Raw genomic sequence first — 19,056 nt, 5'->3', positions numbered from 1 at the left:
TGTCGCGCCCACGCGGCGCCAACATGCTGAGCCCTTCATTCAGGAGGATTCAACATGACCGACTCACTCACCCAACGCGTCCAGAAACTCGGCCTGGCCCTGCCCTCCCCGAGCCAGCCGGTTGCCAACTACGTCAGCCATGTAGTCAGCCAGAACCAGTTGTTCATTTCCGGGCAGATCCCGTTGCTCGACGGCAAGCCAGCGTTCATCGGCCGCCTGGGTGAGTCGATCAGCGACGAAGAAGGCACTAACGCCGCTGAACTTGCCACCCTCGGTCTGCTGGCGCAATTAAGCGACGTATTGGGCGATGACCTGAACAAACTGGTGCGCACCATCCGCCTCGGCGTGTTCATCGCCAGCGCCGGTGATTTCAAGAACCAGAGCGCGGTAGCCAACGGCGCGTCCAACCTGCTGGTCAACGCCCTCGGCGAGAAAGGTAAACACGTACGCACAGCGGTCGGCGTGTCCAGCCTGCCCGCTGGTGTGGCGGTGGAAGTTGACGCGATATTCGAGCTGCGTCCATGAACCGTGCCGAAGTGGAGCGTTTGCGGGCTGCCACTCCAGGTTGCGCCAGCGTGATTCACTTCAACCACGCGGGCGCTTCGTTGCCCAGCCAGGCGACCCTCGACGCCATCCTTGAGCAATTGCAGCGCGAAGCCCTCGGCGGCCCGATGGAGGCCGCCGATCAAACCATCCAGGCCCGCGCCCGAACAGCGGCGGCCAAACTGCTGAATAGCGTGCCCGAGGCCATTGCTTTCGCCAGCAGCGGCTCGGCGGCCTGGGGCATGGCGTTCAATGCGCTAGGACCGTGGCAGGCCGGCGACAGGATTCTGATCGGTCGCCACGAATGGGGCGGCAATCTGGCCTGCATCGCCCATGCTCTCGGCGCGGGAGCGCAACTGGAGGTGATCCCCTGCGACGAAACGGGCGCAGTATCCGTGACCGCCCTCCAGCAAATGATCGACTCAAAGGTCAAACTGATCGCCCTGACCTGGCTCCCCGCCAACAGTGGCCTGATCAACCCCGCCGAGGCGATTGGTGCGGTGGCGCGGGAGCACGGCATCGCTTATTTCATCGACGCCGGCCAGGCGCTGGGGCAATTGCCCTGCGATGTACAGGCGTTGAACTGCGATGTGCTCAAGGGTGCCGGACGCAAATTCCTCCGTGGGCCACGGGGCACGGCGCTGCTGTATATAAGGCCGGGATTTATGCAGCGGCTTAAACCCACGCAACTCGATGTACTTTCCGCCCCTTGGGACGGCGATGGCTTTGCCCTGCGTAGCGATGCGCGGCGCTTTGAAACCAGCGAAGTGTCCGTAGCGTTACTGGCCGGGCTGGCCAATGCGCTGGAGGAATGCAACGGCTTGGGTTTGGCACAGATTCGCCAGCGGATTGATTCGCTCAGCCGAAATTTGCGCGAACGCCTGATGACGATCCCCGGCCTGACGCTGCACAACCTCGGCCCGGCGGACCATCAATCCGGGCTGATCGCGTTTACGCTCAAGGGCTGGGGCAGTGTCGAGCTGAAGCAGCGGCTGGCACAACGCGGGATCAATATCGGCGCCAATGGCGTGGCGTATACGCCGCTGGACATGCAGGCTCGCGGATTGGAGAACGTTGCGCGGATTGCGCTGAGTTATTTGAATACTGAGGAGGAGATCGAGGTGTTGCTCGGGAGTTTGCGGGAACTGGCAGGCGTGGGCGGCGATTGAAAAGATCGCAGCCTTCGGCAGCTCCTACACGGGCGGGGTCGTTCTTTAGATCTGGATATCGACCCAGAGGCCCTGACGCGGTTCGTCTTCGATCAGCGGCACGACCGGCACGGTGTTGTCGGCATTGAGTTCGTCACCGGGGACCGCCAGGCGGACTTCCGGGTCTGCGTCGGCTTCATGGCGACGGCGATCCTGTTCCTGGCGGCGGCGTTGTTCCTCGCGCAGTTGCAGGGCGGCCTCTTCAGGGTCGCGCTTTTGCAGGTCGATCGTGCTTTCGCTGGAGCTTTCCTGCACAGGCACGACCGGCGGAATGTCCGGGCGCTGGCGGATCGGGTCCTGCTGAGAGGTGATCGGCACGGCACTCAAGGGGAGCATCGGTTGCAGCATAATTATTAGTCTCCTGTCATCAGGCTGTCGGCTGCTGCTGCGGCGACTTGAGCCATCGGTCGCAAAGTTGTGAACCAGTTGGCACCGTAGGAGCTGCCGAAGGCTGCGATCTTTTAATCGGACAACGCAGAACCGTGGTGTTCCCCAAGATCAAAAGATCGCAGGCTTCGCCAGCTCCTACGTGCGTCTACGCGCGTTATCCTTTGGCCTCAGAGCCTCATTCCGTTAAGATAGCCCGCTTTTTCAAGGTGGGAGTCAGGCAGCATGGCGCAGCAGTATCAACCGGGGCAACGCTGGATTAGTGACAGCGAAGCCGAGCTGGGTTTGGGCACCGTTCTGGCACAGGACGGCCGCTTGTTGACCGTGCTCTATCCGGCCACTGGCGACACTCGTCAGTACGCGCTACGGAATGCGCCCCTCACACGTGTGCGGTTTTCCCCGGGTGACTCGATCACTCACTTCGAAGGCTGGAAACTGACCGTACAGGAAGTCGACGATGTCGATGGCCTGCTGGTCTACCATGGCCTCAACGCGCAAAACGAAGTGGTGACCCTGCCGGAAACCCAACTCTCGAACTTCATTCAATTCCGTCTGGCCAGCGACCGTCTGTTCGCCGGGCAGATCGACCCGCTGGCCTGGTTCTCCCTGCGTTATCACACCCTGGAACACACCAGCCGTCAGCTGCAATCTTCCCTTTGGGGCCTGGGCGGCGTACGTGCACAGCCAATCGCTCACCAATTGCACATCGCCCGTGAAGTCGCTGACCGTATCGCGCCGCGGGTTTTGCTGGCGGACGAAGTGGGCCTGGGTAAAACCATCGAAGCCGGTCTGGTGATCCATCGCCAACTGCTGTCGGGTCGCGCCAACCGTGTACTGATCCTGGTTCCAGAGAACCTGCAGCATCAGTGGCTGGTGGAGATGCGCCGCCGCTTCAACCTGCAAGTTGCGCTGTTCGACGAAGAACGCTTTATCGAAAGCGATGCCGCCAACCCGTTCGAAGACACCCAGCTCGCACTGGTTGCGCTGGAATGGCTGGTGGACGACGAGAAGGCCCAGGATGCGCTGTTCGCCGCCGGTTGGGACTTGATGGTGGTCGACGAAGCCCACCACCTGGTCTGGCACGAAGAAAAGGCCAGCGCGGAATACTCGCTGGTCGAACAACTGGCCGAAGTCATTCCCGGCGTGTTGCTGCTGACCGCGACCCCGGAACAACTGGGTCAGGACAGCCACTTCGCGCGTCTGCGCCTGCTCGACCCGAACCGCTTCCATGACCTGCACGCCTTCCGCGCCGAGAGCGAAAACTATCGCCCGGTGGCCGAAGCCGTTCAGGAGTTGCTGGATAAAGGTCGCCTGTCACCAGAAGCGCACAAGACCATCCACGGTTTCCTCGGTAACGAAGGCGAAGCGCTGCTGACCGCCGTCAACGATGGCGACGTCGAAGCCAGCGCCCGTCTGGTGCGTGAGCTGCTCGACCGCCACGGCACCGGCCGCGTGCTGTTCCGCAACACCCGCGCCGCCGTGCAGGGTTTCCCGGAGCGCAAACTGCACCCGTACCCGCTGCCGTGCCCGGACGAATACCTCGAACTGCCGCTGGGCGATCACGCCGAGCTGTACCCGGAAGTCAGCTTCCAGGCCCAGCCGGATACCAACGAAGAAGAACGCTGGTGGAAATTCGACCCGCGAGTCGAGTGGCTGATCGATCAGCTGAAAATGCTCAAGCGCACCAAAGTGCTGGTGATCTGCGCCCACGCCGAAACCGCCATGGACCTGGAAGACGCCCTGCGCGTGCGTTCCGGCATCCCGGCCACGGTGTTCCACGAGGGCATGAACATCCTCGAACGTGACCGCGCCGCCGCGTACTTCGCCGATGAAGAGTTTGGCGCGCAAGTGCTGATCTGCTCGGAAATCGGCAGTGAAGGTCGTAACTTCCAGTTCTCGCACCACTTGGTGCTGTTCGATCTGCCGTCGCATCCGGACCTGCTGGAGCAGCGTATCGGTCGTCTCGACCGGATCGGCCAGAAACACATCATCGAGCTGCACGTGCCGTACCTGGAAACCAGCCCGCAAGAGCGCCTGTTCCAGTGGTATCACGAAGCGCTGAACGCGTTCCTCAACACCTGCCCGACCGGCAACGCCTTGCAGCATCAGTTCGGCTCGCGCCTGCTGCCGCTGCTGGAAAACGCTGACGATGGCGAGTGGCAAGCACTGATCGACGAGGCGCGCAGCGAGCGTGAACGTCTGGAAGCCGAGCTGCACACCGGTCGCGACCGTTTGCTGGAACTCAACTCCGGTGGTTCGGGCGAAGGCGATCAGTTGGTCGAGGACATCCTTGAGCAAGACGATCAGTTCGCCCTGCCGATCTACATGGAAACCCTGTTCGATGCGTTCGGCATCGACAGCGAAGACCATTCGGAAAACGCCCTGATCCTCAAGCCGAGCGAAAAAATGCTCGACGCCAGCTTCCCGCTGGGCGACGACGAAGGCGTGACCATCACTTACGACCGCAACCAGGCGCTGTCTCGCGAAGACATGCAGTTCATCACCTGGGAGCACCCGATGGTGCAGGGCGGCATGGACCTGGTGCTGTCCGGTTCGATGGGCAACACCGCCGTGGCGCTGATCAAGAACAAGGCGCTGAAACCTGGCACCGTGCTGCTGGAACTGCTCTACGTCAGCGAAGTGGTCGCCCCGCGTTCGCTGCAACTGGGCCGTTACCTGCCGCCGGCCGCCCTGCGCTGCCTGCTCGATGCCAATGGCAATGACTTGTCGGGCCGGGTGTCGTTCGAGACCCTGAACGATCAACTCGAAAGCGTGCCGCGTGCCAGCGCCAACAAGTTCATCCAGGCCCAGCGCGATCAGCTGACGCCACGGATCAACGCCGGCGAAGAGAAGATCGCCCCGCGTCACGCCGAGCGTGTGGCTGAGGCGCAACGTCGCCTGGCGGCCGACACCGACGAAGAACTGGCGCGCCTGACCGCGTTGCAAGCGGTCAACCCGACCGTGCGCGACAGCGAACTGGTGGCCCTGCGTAATCAACGCGAGCAAGGCCTGGCCATGCTCGACAAGGCTGCGCTGCGACTGGAAGCGATTCGGGTGTTGGTGGCGGGCTAATTGCCCTCCTCGACTCCGTAGAAACAAAAAAGGCCCGCAGCGATGCGGGCCTTTTTTGTTTCTGTAGGTTTGCGGTGTCACGGATGACGCCAAGATCGCAGCCTTCGGCAGCTCCTACATTGGAATGCGTTCCCCCGTAGGAGCTGCCGAAGGCTGCGATCTTTTGATCTTATGCCGTCACCACCTCGATCTGCGGTTCAACAACAGCCACCAACCCTTCCTTCATCCGCTTCGCATCCCGCACAAAACACCGCGACGCCATAAACAGAAACACCATGGTGAGAAACAGCGCCACCGGGATCAAATACATCGCGTCATGCAAGCCGACTGCCTTGAACGCCTCGGTCATCTCAGCGGCGCCCGCCGCCAGCATCGCCGTGTGGGCAAAGTGATCGGACAAACCGCCCACTACCACCGGCCCCAAACCACCGCCCAGCAAATACAACCCGGCAAAGAACAGCGCCATCGCCGTGGCCCGCAGGCGCGGTTCGACCACGTCCTGAATCGCCGTGTACACGCAGGTATAGAAGTTGTACGCGAACAACCAACCGAGGCTGAACACCGCGACAAACATCCCGATGTCGATGCGCCCGGCATGCAGCGCCCAAGCGGTGCACACGGTGGAGATGATCAAACTGAATGCAGCAAACAACAGGCGTCCATTGGCCACTCGCTGGTGAATCTTGTCCGCCACCCAACCGCCCAGCGTCAGGCCGAACAGCCCGGTCACGCCGACGATCACACCCGTCGCCACCGCCGCTTCATGCAACGGCATCAGGAAATAGCGTTGCAGCATCGGCACCAGGAAGGAGTTGCAGGCGTAGGTCGCGAAGTTGAAACACAGCCCCGCCATCACCAGCCACAGGAAAGTCGGCACCGCCAGCACCCGGCGAATCGGCCGGTCCACGCGTTCCTGGGAGACTTGCACACTTTCCGCCGCGCCGCGTTTCGGTTCCTTGATGAAGAACATGAAGATCGCCAGGATCAGCCCCGGCACCGCTGCGATAAAAAACGGCGCCCGCCAGCTGTCGAACGCCTTGACCATCGCGCCGATGGTGAAGAACGCCAGCAACAAGCCCAATGGCAGGCCCAGCATGAAAATGCCCATCGCACGCGCGCGGCGGTGGGCCGGGAACAGGTCGCCGATCAGCGAGTTGGCGGCGGGTGCATAACTGGCTTCACCGATACCGATGCCCATCCGCACAATCAGGAAACTCCAGAAACTCCCCACCAACCCGTTAACGGCGGTGAGCCCGCTCCAGACCGCCAGGCCCCAGCCCATCAACTTGGCCCGGGAACCGGTATCGGCCATGCGCCCCAGCGGCAAACCGGCAATCGCATAAACGATGGTGAAAGCCGTGCCGATGATCCCCAGCTGAAAGTCGCTGAGGTGCCATTCCATGCGGATTGGCTCAATGATGATGGCCGGGATGGTGCGATCGAAGAAATTGAACAGGTTGGCCAGGAACAGCAGGAACAGAATGCGCCAGGCATTCGCCGCTTGGGTCGAGTTCTGCATGGGTCCGTCTCTTTTATTGTTATGAAGGCGTCGCGGCCCCCGGAATCTGCAATCTAGTCAGGCGCGCCAGAACTGTCTGTAATTATTCGTAATGCTGATACCTGCCCATGGCAACCTCTCCCTCCAAACACCACAAAATCCTGTGGGAGCGGGCTTGCTCGCGAAGGCGTCGTGTCAGTCGATATCAATGTTGCCTGACACACCGCCTTCGCGAGCAAGCCCGCTCCCACAGGGGAATTGTGGTGTTTTCCATCGTCCGACCAAGCGTTGAAAAATACCTCGGCGCCCCCCTTCCCAAGTCCAAAGCGAAGCCTAGAATAGCGACCTGTTCTGCCCCACCGTTGCCCCCATCCCTCTTTGACTATCGCCCATGTCCGAAGCCAGTCCGTGTCTGAATTGCGGTGCCTGCTGTTCTCATTTTCGCGTGTCTTTTTTCTGGGGTGAATGCACCTCGGCGGGGGGAACGGTGCCCGACGAGCTGGTCGCGCCGATCAGCCCCAGCCGGGTCGCCATGCTCGGCACAGACTGCAAACCCACGCGCTGCATCGGGTTGGTGGGCGAAGTTGGCAGTCAGGTGCAGTGCTCGATTTATGATCAACGCTCCAGCACCTGCCGGGAGTTCGACGCCTCTTGGGCCAATGGCGAGGCGAACGTGGATTGCGATGCGGCGCGCGCCGCATTCGGGCTGCCGGCGCTGCAACCTGAGTTCGAAATACCTTATGAGCAGAGCGCTTGAGGCTTAGCGCCAATCGCTATTAGCTCCATACCGAAATCATTGGCGTCACCGTGCCATCACGGCTTGCGCTCTGTACATGACCTCTATACTCCAAAGCATTCGCCGGTGCTCAGGGCACCGGCCAGGATGACTCAGAGACGGGGCGTGCTATGGAGTGGCTTGGTTTGCAGTTCCTTACCGAGCTGCCGGAAGGCGGACAGGTCGTACTCAACTGCACCCACAACCCTTTTTTGGTGCTGCTGGCCTATGTGGTGGCGTGTGCGGCTGGCTTTGCCACGCTGGACATGACCGAACGGGTCGGCCATGTGGAAAAGGCCGGTACTCAGCGACTTTGGCGCTGGGTCGGCGCCGGGTGCCTGGCGGGCGGTATCTGGGCCATGCATTTCATCAGCATGCTGGCGTTCCAGGCTCCGGTTGAAATTCACTACCAATTGCCCGTCACCCTGCTTTCGCTGGTATTCGCCCTGACGGCCTCTTTTCTGGCGATGCACACCCTCAGCCATCCTCATGTGACGTTCTGGCAATACCTGCGCGCCGCCATCTGGATCGGCCTGGGCATCGCGACCATGCACTATGTGGGCATGGCCGCCATGCATTCGATTGCGACGGCCTACTACGACCCCACCCTGTTCGGACTGTCTATTGCCATCGCGATTGGCGCCAGCCTCGCCGCCCTGTTGATTTCCAGCCACCTGCGCAATGGCACCGGGCTGTTTCATCAAATGCGCAAATTGACCGCCAGCCTGGTGCTCGGGGCAGGCATCGTCAGCATGCATTTCACCGGGATGGCGGCGCTCACCCTGGTGCTGCCGATTGGCAGCCTGCCGATCCTGCCCAGTGAAAATAACCACCTGCAATTGGGGCTGACGGTCGCAGTCATGACGCTGTTGATCATCGGCAGCTGCATCAGCGCGGCACTGGCCGACAAGAAACTGCAAAACAAGGAACACGACCTGCGTCGGGTCAACACCCTGCTCAGTCAACTGGACCAGGCGCGCATGTCGCTGCAACAGGTCGCGCACTACGACGCCCTGACCAACCTGATCAACCGTCGTGGCTTCAATCAGATCTTCGCCGAGAAACTGATCGAGAAAACCAAAGAGGGCGGCATGCTGGCGGTGATGTTCCTCGACATCGACCACTTCAAACGCATCAACGACAGCTTGGGCCACGATGCCGGCGACGAGTTGCTCAAGGTGCTGGCAGCCCATATCAAAGGCGCGGTGCGCAGCCACGACGATGTGGTCGCGCGTTTCGGTGGCGACGAGTTCTGCATTCTCATCGGCCTGCACGACCGCGAAGAAGCCCGGCACATGGCCCAGCGCATCATGTTCAAAATGAAAGAGCCCATCGAGCTGTCGGGTCGGCGCATGGTGATGACCACCAGCATCGGCATCAGCCTGTTCCCCGAGGACGGCAAGACCTGCGAAGAGCTGCTGAAAAACGCCGACCTGGCGCTGTATCAGTCCAAGGGCAGCGGTCGCAACAGCCTGCATTTCTTCAGTGCGAACCTGCGCACCCGGGCCACGATGGAACTGCAACTGGAAGAAGAATTGCGCCACGCCCTGCGCGAAGACACCGGACTGAAGCTGTACTACCAACCGATCTATGAGCTGAAAAGCGGCCAGGTCACCAAGCTTGAAGCGCTGGTTCGCTGGCAACACCCGATTCATGGTTTGCTCACGCCGGACCGTTTTATCGCCATCGCCGAGGCCAACGGGCTGATCGCCGAACTGGACAATTGGGTGCTGTGCAAAGCCTGTGAAGACCTGGGCGAGTTGTCGCGTAATGGCTGTGAGGCGCTGAAAATCGCAGTGAACTGTTCACCGCTGAACCTGGCTCGGGAAGAACTGGCCGATGAAATCGAAGAAGTCCTGCGCGTCACTGGCGTTGCGCCCGAACGCCTGGAGCTGGAAGTCACGGAAAATGCGCTGATGGGCAACATCGCCAACACGCTGGTGCTGCTACGGCAGATCCGCGCCCTCGGCGTGTCGCTGTCGATCGATGATTTCGGTACCGGTTATTCATCCCTGGCCTACCTCAAGCGCCTGCCGCTGAACACGCTGAAGATTGATCGCTCGTTTATCCAGGACATCCCCAAGGCCACCGCGGACATGGAGATCGTCCAGGCCATTATCGTCATGGCGCATACCCTGCATTTGCAGGTGGTCACCGAAGGCGTCGAAACCCTCGAGCAATACGAGTTTCTCGAACGCCACGGCTGCGATTTCGTCCAGGGCTACCTGCTCAGCCGCCCGGTGCCGCTGGAGGAGCTGCGCCCGGTGCTGAACGAAATCAATCAGCGCAAACACGCGCACACGGTCAGTCCGTTAAGTCTGGCTCGCGGTATAACCGGACTAACGTTGACGGATCCTTTTCCAAAAAGCCCTGGGCCCCATGCAGGCGCATCAATTGTGCGGCCAATCCGCTGATCGGCGTGGCCGAGCCTTGTTCGCGAGAGAATTTCACTGCGGTGTCGAGATCCTTGAGCAGCGTGCGCACGTGCCATTTAACCGGTTCGAAGCGGCTCTCGGCCATTTGCGGGGCAAGAATCTGCAATGGTTTGGAGTCGGCGAAACCGCCGGCCAGCGCTTCGGCGATCAGGCTGGCATCGACGCCTGAACGTTCGGCCAGCGCCACCACTTCAGCGATCACCAAGGCATTGCAGGCGACGATCATTTGATTGCAGGCCTTGGTCACTTGGCCAGCGCCAACGGCGCCCATATGAGTGACCCGCTGCCCCAGATTCAGCAGAATCGGACGCACACGCTCAAGGTCCGCCGCTTCGCCACCGACCATGATCGCCAGGCTGCCCGCCTCGGCGCCGACCACCCCGCCCGACACCGGCGCATCCAGCCAGGCCATGCCGGATTGGCTGGCGAGTGCCGTGGCCATTTCCCGCGTGGCGGTGGGCTCCAGGCTGGAAAAATCCACCAGCAACTGGCCACTTTTCCCACCCTCGGCAACACCTGCGGGGCCAAACACCAACTCGCGCACCACCGCCGTGTCTGCCAGACACAGCATCACCACGTCCGCGTGCTGACACAGTTCGGCGGGCGTCGCGACCTGCCGCGCTCCCGCTTCGACCAAGGGCGCGCACTTGGCCGGATTACGGTTCCACACTGTCAGCGGATAGCCCGCAGCCAACAGGCGCTGGCACATCGGCAGGCCCATCAAGCCAATTCCGGCGAATCCGAGGGAAGGTAAAGCGGCCATCATTTTGCCTCCTTTTGATTAAAGATCGCCGAATACTGGCCGATCCATCATAAATCAGGAAGGGACTCCCCTGAGCGACGAACGGGCAAGCCCAATCGCTCGGGACATTTACGCGCGCAAAAAGACGCGAGAACCCATTCCGTGAAGTTCGATGACAGCGTGTCGTTGAACCAACCCGTCCAGGCACATGGCGCACCATGACTTCTAAAAATAATCCAGCCACTGCGGTATCCGATTTGACGTTGAGCCCAGCGGCCAACAGCCCTTCAGCGTCGAAGCCATTGATCCCGTCGCGCCCGCTGGCGACCCAGCAGTACCTGTATTTCACCGAAACCAATACCGACCGCATCCTCGACAACCTCGATGGTCTGCGCGACATGGTGTTCCCGCGCCCACCGCATCTGGAAGGCGACAGCGAACAGCACAACGAGCAGGAATTCCCGTCGGTGTGCCTGATCGGCCTGGGCCGCTGCGGTTCGAACATCGCGCTGGATGTCGCCGAACTGGTGTACAACGCGCGCAAGTTCTACCTCAACGAATTCAACAACGAAGATCGCCTGTCGCCGGACAAACGCTACGCCGAAAAAGGCTACAGCCCGGCGCAGTGGATTCGTAATAACCTGCGCCTGGGGCCGAACAAGGCCACCAAACCGGTGTTCCTGGTCGAGCCGCTGGTCATGCTCGGCGACCTGGACAAAGACATCGCCGGTCGCATCCGTTTCTCGCGCAAGGGCGAAAAAAGCGGCTTCCTGCGCGACTACAGCAAAATGAAAATCATGGACTTGTCGGAAGTCCACGCCGGTGGCGCGGGTAACGCGCCGATCCTCGGCCAGTACCTGGCCAAGATCATCCTGAACAAGGACACCCAGCGTTTCTCCAGCCCGGACTGGAAGATGATTCACTCGTACCTGATCGACAGCTGCGGGATCAAGGCCAACCAGTCGCGCCTGTATTTCTCGATTTTCAGCGCTGGCGGCGGCACCGGTTCGGGCATGGCCTCGGAATTCGGCCTGGCCCAGCAGCACTCGTACATGAACAAGACGTTCGACACCAAGCCGATGGACGAGCACGACAGCAAAAGCGGCCACGCCTTTGTCTTCGAGCCGATCTTCACCAGCGGCATTTGCGTGCTGCCGAACATTTCCGACCACCGCAGCGAAATGTCCGAGGCGCTGCACATCAACGCCGGTCGCCTGCTGTGCAAATACCTGTCGGAGGAATGGGACTTTTCGTACAACTTCGACAATGAAGACAGCAGCGAAGCGAGCGTCATGGGCCGTATCCGCCCATGGAACGCGATGATGCTGATCTCCAACGACATCATGCGTTACGCCGAAGAAAGCGATGACGGCAACATTCAGAACATTGATGTCAATGCGATGGAAAAGCACGCCAACCAATACATCTCGCAGCAGATCTTCAACATTCTGACGGCGCAGGCGGTTACGACTGACTACGACCAGAACTATTTCCGACGCGCCGGCATCGACATCGGCGAGACCATTCGCCTGGATGCCAACGACCTGTTCATGAGTCTGGCCGGCCCGGTGGCGATTGCCTACGCCGAGTCCGTGGTGCCGGAAACCCCGGCGCCGAGCAGCGACAAGTTCAAGGTGTTCGATAAAGAGCCGCAGCGCCTGAACATCGATGACCTGTTCTTCCGCTCCATCGACTTGCCGCACTTCAACAAAGTCACCCAGGCGATCGAAGGCATCAGCCTGTTGCCGATCGAGTCCAAGCGCTATCGCGCCTCGCTGGAGCAGTACAAGAATTCCGGCTATGACGCGGCCGCGTTGCACGACCTGCACTTCTTCAAGAACTGTTCGTCGGTGGTGTCGATCGTGTCGCTGCCGAAAGACTACAAGCTGTCCTACATGGACCTGAACCGCTTGAAGACCCACCTCAACAGCCTGTTCCCCAACACCACGCTCAAGCGTTACGCGTTGGTGATCGGCGCCTCGGCCAACCTGTCGCTGACCACGCTGATCGCCAAGAGCCCGTGCCTGTCGGACGACTTCCTGACGCTGATCGTGGCGTTCATCAAGCGCTGCTTCGCGAAGAATCCGTACCGCTTCGACGAAACCCTGGACAACTCGATCCTCGACTTCATCATTCATGAAGACTTCGACGAAGACCTGATCGACGACTTGCTCAACGAATTCGAAAACCCGGCGAAGATCCTCGACACCAACTGGTACGCGATCAAGCCGATGTACGAGAAGAAGTACCGCGAGCTGATCAACGACAAAGACAAGTTTGTGTCGATCAACGACATTCGTTTGTCACGGGATTGCGTGAAGAAAGCGATCAAGTACCTGCGTGAGATTTATCGTCATCGGATTGGCAAGACCAAGGTTATTTCCCTTAATAACCATACGGGCAAGACTTTTTAAGCCTGGCGCATTACCGAGTCGCCCCCTTCGCGAGCAAGCCCGCTCCCACATTCGACCGCATTCCTTCAGGGAGAACGCGGTCACCTGTGGGAGCGAGCCTGCTCGCGAAAGGGGCCTGACATTCACCGCATCCATCACTTCTTACTCACACTCAGAAACAATTAAGCAGCCCGCAGGCTGCTCACAAAACTGTTCCCGTTACGTGCACGTCACCCTCTTCAAGACCCTTCTGTGGCCTTTCTCTACGGCAACATGCCATCACGCTACTCGGCTACACACTTTTAGCCGATCAAGCTGCGCACCATTTTAGTGCCACTCGTCAGCTCGTCGCCCTTTCCTGGATCAGAATCCACGGCGAAACCACCACCGCCCACAACTCGGGATCACGCTCGAAAAGATCCAGCGCCCGCGTTTCAGAGAGCTTGGCGAGGGTGTCGGCGGCCAGCCAGGCAGCCACTTTCTCGCCTTCGTCCGTGGCCACGGCTTCGGCGGCGGCGATCAAATCCAGGCTTGGGTCGACCCACAATAGGGCACCCTTGGCGAAGAACGGTTCCAGTTCCTTCCAGGTAATAGATGCGGTCTCACCAAGCAGCTTGGCATAGAGGGTGCTAGGTTCTTGAGTCATGGGTCCTGTCCGGAAAAGAAATCGGCGTGAATGATAACGTCGGTGGTCTGGCAGAAAAACCCGGATGCAATTGAGTCACCGAACGAAAAGCGCAGGAAAGCCAAGGAATGCTGCTGAATCAAGCGATTAGCCAGCTAACAACCCGCCGCAATTCTGTATTTTTCTTTCAAAAAAGCGACACCCTTTGGTTTTGCCCCTCGGCGCCAGCTTCCCAGGCTGACAATCGGCGCTCTACACTGTACCGGTACAGTTGCCGGGGGCATTTTCCGGAGGATATCCAAGATATCTGACCCGGTTCTGCTGCTACGGCGCCAGGACTATAAAAACTACAACAGTAAGAGTGGAGCACTATGACTAAGGCTACTAAGCAGATTTCCAAACTGTTTGCCGCTATGGTTCTGGCCGGGGTTGCCAGCCATTCGTTCGCAGCTGACACCATCAAGATCGGCATCGCCGGCCCTAAAACCGGTCCTGTAGCCCAATACGGCGACATGCAGTTCAGTGGCGCCAAAATGGCCATCGAACAAATCAACGCCAAGGGCGGCGTCGACGGCAAGAAACTCGAAGCCGTTGAATACGACGATGCCTGCGATCCGAAACAAGCGGTTGCTGTAGCGAACAAAGTCGTCAACGACGGCGTCAAGTTCGTGGTCGGTCACCTGTGCTCCAGCTCCACCCAACCCGCTTCGGACATCTACGAAGACGAAGGCGTGATCATGATCACCCCGGCTGCCACCAGCCCGGACATCACCGCCCGTGGTTACAAAATGATCTTCCGTACTATCGGTCTCGACAGCGCCCAGGGCCCTGCCGCCGGTAACTACATCGCCGATCACGTCAAACCGAAAATCGTTGCTGTGCTGCACGACAAACAGCAATACGGTGAAGGCATCGCCACCGCTGTCAAGAAAACCCTCGAAGGCAAAAACGTAAAAGTTGCCGTATTCGAAGGTATCAACGCTGGCGACAAAGACTTCTCCTCGATGATCTCCAAGCTCAAGCAAGCCAACGTCGACTTCGTCTACTACGGCGGCTACCACCCGGAGCTGGGTCTGATCCTGCGTCAAGCCCAGGAAAAAGGCCTGAAAGCCAAGTTCATGGGTCCGGAAGGCGTGGGTAACGACTCCATTTCGCAGATCGCCAAAGACGCTTCCGAAGGTCTGCTGGTAACCCTGCCGAAATCTTTCGACCAGGATCCGGCCAACATCGCCCTGGCTGATGCGTTCAAAGCCAAGAAAGAAGATCCGAGCGGTCCGTTCGTGTTCCCGGCCTACTCGGCTGTTGAAGTCATCGCCGGTGGTATCACTGCCGCCAAGAGCGAAGACACTGCCAAAGTGGCTGCTGCTATCCACGCTGGCACCTTCAAGACCCCGACTGGCGACCTGAGCTTCGACGCCAAGGGTGACTTGAAAGACTTCAAATTCGTGGTTTACGAGTGGCACTTCGGCAAACCTAAAACTGAAGTTTCGCCTCAGTAAGGCGTTGCCTGACTGACTGCCAATAAAGCCCACGGCGTGCCGTGGGCTTTGTTTTACGAACGTATTGGGCCGCGCTGGCGTGATCCGCCAGTCTCCCCACCTGAAAATCTCAAAACCGTCATCAGCGGTTCGCTGGCAAACCTCGAATTCGAAGTGGATGCAGATCCACGGGGCTCGAGCGGGAAAATGACTCCACCAGTGAAATGCGTATCAGGTTTTTAGGAGCGCAGTAATGCCTGACATCTATCACTTCTTCCAGCAGCTGGTTAACGGCCTGACCGTTGGCAGCACGTATGCCTTGATCGCCATCGGCTATACGATGGTTTACGGCATCATTGGAATGATCAACTTCGCCCACGGCGAGGTGTACATGATCGGTTCCTACGTGGCGTTCATCGCCATCGCGGGCCTGGCCATGATGGGACTCGACAGTGTCCCGCTCTTGATGACCGCCGGTTTTATCGCGAGCATCGTCGTCTGCAGTGCCTACGGCTACAGCATCGAACGGATTGCCTATCGCCCCTTGCGCGGCAGCAACCGTCTGATTCCGCTGATTTCGGCCATCGGCATGTCGATCTTCCTGCAGAACACCGTTCTGCTGGCGCAGGACTCCAAGGACAAATCCATCCCCAACCTGATCCCCGGCAATCTCTCCTTCGGGCCAGGTGGCGCACATGAAGTGCTGATTTCCTACATGCAAATCGTGGTGTTCGTGGTGACCCTGATCGCCATGCTCGGCCTGACGCTGTTCATCTCCCGTTCCCGCCTGGGTCGCGCCTGCCGCGCCTGTGCCGAAGACATCAAGATGGCCAACCTGTTGGGGATCAATACCAACAACATCATCGCCCTGACCTTCGTCATCGGTGCTGCGCTGGCGGCCATCGCGGCCGTGCTGCTGAGCATGCAATACGGCGTGATCAACCCGAACGCCGGTTTCCTCGTTGGCCTCAAGGCCTTCACCGCCGCAGTACTGGGCGGTATCGGCAGCATCCCCGGCGCCATGCTCGGCGGGTTGGTGCTTGGGGTGGCGGAAGCCTTTGGTGCCGACATTTTCGGCGACCAATACAAGGACGTCGTGGCTTTCGGCTTGTTGGTTCTGGTGCTGTTGTTCCGGCCGACCGGCATTCTGGGCCGTCCGGAGGTTGAGAAGGTATGACTAAGAATCTTAAGCAAGCGCTCTTCAGCGCGCTGCTGGTCTGGGCGGTTGCGTACCCGGTACTCGGCCTGAAACTGACCATCGTCGGCATCAACCTGGAAGTTCACGGCACCAGCAACATGACCCTGGCGATCATCGCGATCTGCTCGGTCCTCATGTTCCTGCGCGTCATGTTCAATGATCCGATCAGCAAGGCCTGGAAATCCTCGCCGAGCATGCCGTTGATTCCCGCGAAGGCAAGCAACTTCCTGACCCTGCCGACCACCCAACGCTGGATCATCATCGCGTTGATCATCGGCGCCTTGGTGTGGCCGTTCTTCGGCTCGCGCGGCGCGGTGGACATCGCCACCCTGATCCTGATCTACGTGATGCTGGGCCTGGGCCTGAACATCGTGGTCGGTCTGGCGGGCCTGCTCGACCTAGGTTATGTCGGTTTCTATGCCGTCGGCGCCTACAGCTATGCACTGTTGTCGCATTATCTGGGCTGGAGTTTCTGGGTCTGCCTGCCGATTGCCGGCCTGATGTCCGCCACGTTCGGCTTCCTGCTCGGCTTCCCGGTCCTGCGCTTGCGCGGTGACTACCTGGCGATCGTGACCCTGGGCTTCGGTGAAATCATCCGTCTGTTCCTGCGTAACCTGACCGACATCACCGGCGGCCCGAACGGCATCAGCAACATCGAAAAGCCGACGTTCTTCGGCCTGACCTTCGAGCGTAAAGCCGCAGAAGGGATGCAGACGTTCCACGAGTACTTCGGCCTGGAATACAACTCGATCAACAAGGTGATTTTCCTGTACCTGGTTGCCCTGTTGCTGGCCCTCGGTGCGCTGTTCGTCATCAACCGCTTGCTGCGCATGCCGATCGGTCGTGCGTGGGAAGCGCTGCGTGAAGACGAAATTGCCTGCCGTGCGCTGGGCCTCAATCCGACCGTGATCAAGCTGTCGGCCTTCACCCTGGGCGCGAGCTTCGCCGGTTTCGCCGGTAGCTTCTTCGCCGCCCGCCAAGGCCTGGTAACACCGGAGTCCTTCACCTTCATCGAGTCGGCGATCATTCTCGCCATCGTGGTATTGGGAGGCATGGGCTCGCAACTGGGCGTGATCCTCGCGGCCGTGGTGATGATTCTGTTGCCGGAAATGATGCGTGAGTTCAGTGAATACCGCATGTTGATGTTCGGCGCCTTGATGGTGCTGATGATGATCTGGCGTCCTCAGGGTCTGCTGCCCATGCAACGTCCTCACATGGAGCTGCGCAAATGAGCCGCGAGATCCTTAAAGTCGAAAATCTGAGCATGCGCTTCGGCGGCTTGCTGGCGGTCAACGGCGTGGCCCTGACCGTGCACGAAAAACAGGTTGTGGCGCTGATCGGCCCTAACGGCGCCGGCAAGACCACCGTGTTCAACTGCCTGACCGGTTTCTACAAGCCGAGCGGCGGCAGCATCCTGCTTGATGGCCAGGCGATTGAAGGCCTGCCCGGCCACGAGATCGCCCGCAAAGGCGTGGTGCGCACCTTCCAGAACGTGCGGCTGTTCAAGGACATGACCGCGGTCGAGAACCTCTTGATCGCCCAGCACCGTCACTTGAACACCAACTTCCTGGCCGGTCTGTTCAAGACCCCGTCGTTTCGCAAAAGCGAGCGCGAAGCCATGGAGTTCGCCGAGTACTGGCTGGACAAGGTCAACCTCACGGCCTTCGCCAACCGTCCGGCAGGCACCCTCGCCTACGGTCAGCAACGTCGCCTGGAAATCGCCCGCTGCATGATGACCCGCCCGCGGATCCTCATGCTCGACGAACCGGCCGCCGGCCTGAACCCGAAGGAAACCGAAGACCTCAAGGCGCTGATCAGCGTGCTCCGCGAAGAGCACAACGTGACCGTGCTGCTGATCGAACACGACATGAAACTGGTCATGAGCATTTCCGACCACATCGTCGTGATCAACCAGGGCACGCCCCTGGCAGACGGCACGCCGGAACAGATCCGCGACAATCCTGAAGTGATCAAAGCCTACCTGGGGGAAGCGTAAATGCTGCAATTCGAAAACGTTTCCACCTTCTACGGCAAGATCCAGGCCCTGCACAGCGTCAACGTGGAAATCCGCCAGGGCGAAATCGTCACCCTGATCGGTGCCAACGGCGCGGGCAAATCCACCCTGCTGATGACGCTGTGCGGTTCGCCGCAGGCCCACAGCGGCAGCATCAAGTACATGGGTGAAGAACTCGTGGGGCAGTCCTCGGCGCAGATCATGCGCAAGAGCATCGCCGTGGTGCCGGAAGGTCGTCGGGTGTTTGCCCGTCTGACCGTGGAAGAAAACCTCGCCATGGGCGGCTTCTTCACCGACAAGGGCGACTATCAGGAACAGATGGACAAGGTTCTCGGACTTTTCCCACGCCTGAAAGAGCGTTTTGCCCAACGCGGCGGCACCATGTCCGGCGGCGAACAGCAAATGCTCGCCATCGGCCGTGCGCTGATGAGCAAGCCCAAGCTGTTGCTGCTCGACGAGCCTTCACTGGGTTTGGCACCGATCATCATCCAGCAGATCTTCGACATCATCGAACAGCTGCGCAAGGACGGTGTGACGGTGTTCCTGGTCGAGCAGAACGCCAACCAGGCGCTGAAAATTGCTGACCGCGCGTACGTTCTGGAGAACGGCCGCGTAGTGATGCAAGGCACCGGTGAAGCGCTGCTGACCGATCCGAAAGTGCGCGAGGCGTATCTGGGTGGTTGAGGTT

At 59.9% G+C, this 19,056-nt stretch carries 15 protein-coding genes; 11 read left to right on the top strand and 4 right to left on the bottom strand.

Features of this window, described 5'->3' with window-relative positions; all coding sequences use genetic code 11:
* The first annotated feature begins 54 nt into the window (after window positions 1-54).
* Both LOY68_RS06770 and LOY68_RS06765 read left to right on the top strand, forming a co-directional pair.
* The gene (locus tag LOY68_RS06770) at window positions 55-525 is read left to right on the top strand and encodes a RidA family protein (protein WP_265043747.1); all 471 of its coding nucleotides are present in this window, start codon (window positions 55-57) and stop codon (window positions 523-525) included.
* The gene (locus LOY68_RS06765) at window positions 522-1,712 is read left to right on the top strand and encodes an aminotransferase class V-fold PLP-dependent enzyme (protein ID WP_265043746.1); all 1,191 of its coding nucleotides are present in this window, start codon (window positions 522-524) and stop codon (window positions 1,710-1,712) included. Before LOY68_RS06770 ends, LOY68_RS06765 begins: the two co-directional genes overlap by 4 nt.
* A 45-nt stretch (window positions 1,713-1,757) precedes the next feature.
* Here the strand turns inward: LOY68_RS06765 and LOY68_RS06760 are convergent, their stop codons facing one another.
* Window positions 1,758-2,099 carry an aspartate-semialdehyde dehydrogenase gene (locus LOY68_RS06760; RefSeq protein WP_265043744.1) on the bottom strand — a complete coding sequence of 114 codons (342 nt, stop codon included), beginning with the start codon at window positions 2,097-2,099 and terminating at the stop codon, window positions 1,758-1,760.
* Between the two features lie 264 nt (window positions 2,100-2,363).
* Between LOY68_RS06760 and rapA the strand changes: the two genes are divergently transcribed.
* Window positions 2,364-5,210 carry an RNA polymerase-associated protein RapA gene (rapA, locus tag LOY68_RS06755; RefSeq protein ID WP_265043743.1) on the top strand — a complete coding sequence of 949 codons (2,847 nt, stop codon included), beginning with the start codon at window positions 2,364-2,366 and terminating at the stop codon, window positions 5,208-5,210.
* 169 nt (window positions 5,211-5,379) lie between these two features.
* Here the strand turns inward: rapA and LOY68_RS06750 are convergent, their stop codons facing one another.
* Window positions 5,380-6,729 carry a spinster family MFS transporter gene (locus tag LOY68_RS06750; RefSeq protein ID WP_163908853.1) on the bottom strand — a complete coding sequence of 450 codons (1,350 nt, stop codon included), beginning with the start codon at window positions 6,727-6,729 and terminating at the stop codon, window positions 5,380-5,382.
* Between the two features lie 370 nt (window positions 6,730-7,099).
* Here LOY68_RS06750 and LOY68_RS06745 point away from each other — a divergent pair, with 370 nt between their 5' ends.
* Both LOY68_RS06745 and LOY68_RS06740 read left to right on the top strand, forming a co-directional pair.
* Window positions 7,100-7,465, top strand: a complete 366-nt coding sequence (locus LOY68_RS06745; protein WP_054046910.1) for a YkgJ family cysteine cluster protein — start codon at window positions 7,100-7,102, stop codon at window positions 7,463-7,465.
* A gap of 149 nt (window positions 7,466-7,614) precedes the next feature.
* Window positions 7,615-9,897, top strand: a complete 2,283-nt coding sequence (locus LOY68_RS06740; protein ID WP_265043741.1) for a putative bifunctional diguanylate cyclase/phosphodiesterase — start codon at window positions 7,615-7,617, stop codon at window positions 9,895-9,897.
* Here LOY68_RS06740 and LOY68_RS06735 read toward each other — a convergent pair.
* Window positions 9,788-10,684 (bottom strand): NAD(P)-dependent oxidoreductase, encoded by an 897-nt coding sequence (locus tag LOY68_RS06735; protein WP_265043740.1) that lies wholly within the window; start codon window positions 10,682-10,684, stop codon window positions 9,788-9,790. The two genes, LOY68_RS06740 and LOY68_RS06735, sit on opposite strands and share 110 nt — an antisense overlap.
* A 194-nt stretch (window positions 10,685-10,878) precedes the next feature.
* Here LOY68_RS06735 and LOY68_RS06730 point away from each other — a divergent pair, with 194 nt between their 5' ends.
* Entirely contained in the window at window positions 10,879-13,074 is a 2,196-nt protein-coding gene (locus LOY68_RS06730; protein WP_163908850.1) for a hypothetical protein, read from the top strand.
* A 319-nt stretch (window positions 13,075-13,393) separates the two neighbouring features.
* Here LOY68_RS06730 and LOY68_RS06725 read toward each other — a convergent pair whose 3' ends face one another.
* A complete protein-coding gene (locus tag LOY68_RS06725) occupies window positions 13,394-13,699 on the bottom strand; it encodes a DUF2288 domain-containing protein (protein ID WP_133837346.1) in 306 nt (101 codons plus the stop codon).
* 350 nt (window positions 13,700-14,049) lie between these two features.
* On the opposite strand from LOY68_RS06725, the gene LOY68_RS06720 reads away from it, so the two are divergent.
* From LOY68_RS06720 to LOY68_RS06700, 5 genes are all read left to right on the top strand, one after another.
* Entirely contained in the window at window positions 14,050-15,177 is a 1,128-nt protein-coding gene (locus LOY68_RS06720) for a branched-chain amino acid ABC transporter substrate-binding protein (RefSeq protein ID WP_054046923.1), read from the top strand.
* Window positions 15,178-15,409: 232 nt separating this feature from the next.
* A complete protein-coding gene (gene livH, locus LOY68_RS06715; protein ID WP_054046925.1) occupies window positions 15,410-16,333 on the top strand; it encodes a high-affinity branched-chain amino acid ABC transporter permease LivH in 924 nt (307 codons plus the stop codon).
* Window positions 16,330-17,586, top strand: a complete 1,257-nt coding sequence (locus tag LOY68_RS06710; RefSeq protein ID WP_163908848.1) for a high-affinity branched-chain amino acid ABC transporter permease LivM — start codon at window positions 16,330-16,332, stop codon at window positions 17,584-17,586. Before livH ends, LOY68_RS06710 begins: the two co-directional genes overlap by 4 nt.
* The gene (livG, locus tag LOY68_RS06705) at window positions 17,583-18,350 is read left to right on the top strand and encodes a high-affinity branched-chain amino acid ABC transporter ATP-binding protein LivG (RefSeq protein ID WP_054046929.1); all 768 of its coding nucleotides are present in this window, start codon (window positions 17,583-17,585) and stop codon (window positions 18,348-18,350) included. The genes LOY68_RS06710 and livG overlap by 4 nt, the downstream gene beginning before the upstream one ends.
* Entirely contained in the window at window positions 18,351-19,052 is a 702-nt protein-coding gene (locus LOY68_RS06700; protein WP_054046931.1) for an ABC transporter ATP-binding protein, read from the top strand.
* The last annotated feature ends 4 nt before the right edge of the window (window positions 19,053-19,056 follow it).

The organism is Pseudomonas sp. B21-053, from assembly GCF_026016365.1.
GTDB classification, from domain to species: Bacteria; Pseudomonadota; Gammaproteobacteria; order Pseudomonadales; family Pseudomonadaceae; genus Aquipseudomonas; species Aquipseudomonas nunensis.
This window is presented reverse-complemented; position numbering and strand designations above follow the sequence as displayed.

Bases quoted from the DNA above. Each gene is read 5' to 3' on its own strand.
- LOY68_RS06720 (WP_054046923.1), top strand. From the start codon at position 14,050: ATGACTAAGGCTACTAAGCAGATTTCCAAACTGTTTGCCGCTATGGTT.
- LOY68_RS06745 (WP_054046910.1), top strand. From the start codon at position 7,100: ATGTCCGAAGCCAGTCCGTGTCTGAATTGCGGTGCCTGCTGTTCTCAT.
- LOY68_RS06770 (WP_265043747.1), top strand. From the start codon at position 55: ATGACCGACTCACTCACCCAACGCGTCCAGAAACTCGGCCTGGCCCTG.
- LOY68_RS06730 (WP_163908850.1), top strand. From the start codon at position 10,879: ATGACTTCTAAAAATAATCCAGCCACTGCGGTATCCGATTTGACGTTG.
- LOY68_RS06740 (WP_265043741.1), top strand. From the start codon at position 7,615: ATGGAGTGGCTTGGTTTGCAGTTCCTTACCGAGCTGCCGGAAGGCGGA.
- livH (WP_054046925.1), top strand. From the start codon at position 15,410: ATGCCTGACATCTATCACTTCTTCCAGCAGCTGGTTAACGGCCTGACC.
- LOY68_RS06710 (WP_163908848.1), top strand. From the start codon at position 16,330: ATGACTAAGAATCTTAAGCAAGCGCTCTTCAGCGCGCTGCTGGTCTGG.
- LOY68_RS06725 (WP_133837346.1), bottom strand. From the start codon at position 13,699: ATGACTCAAGAACCTAGCACCCTCTATGCCAAGCTGCTTGGTGAGACC.
- LOY68_RS06750 (WP_163908853.1), bottom strand. From the start codon at position 6,729: ATGCAGAACTCGACCCAAGCGGCGAATGCCTGGCGCATTCTGTTCCTG.
- LOY68_RS06760 (WP_265043744.1), bottom strand. From the start codon at position 2,099: ATGCTGCAACCGATGCTCCCCTTGAGTGCCGTGCCGATCACCTCTCAG.
- LOY68_RS06735 (WP_265043740.1), bottom strand. From the start codon at position 10,684: ATGATGGCCGCTTTACCTTCCCTCGGATTCGCCGGAATTGGCTTGATG.
- livG (WP_054046929.1), top strand. From the start codon at position 17,583: ATGAGCCGCGAGATCCTTAAAGTCGAAAATCTGAGCATGCGCTTCGGC.
- LOY68_RS06700 (WP_054046931.1), top strand. From the start codon at position 18,351: ATGCTGCAATTCGAAAACGTTTCCACCTTCTACGGCAAGATCCAGGCC.
- rapA (WP_265043743.1), top strand. From the start codon at position 2,364: ATGGCGCAGCAGTATCAACCGGGGCAACGCTGGATTAGTGACAGCGAA.
- LOY68_RS06765 (WP_265043746.1), top strand. From the start codon at position 522: ATGAACCGTGCCGAAGTGGAGCGTTTGCGGGCTGCCACTCCAGGTTGC.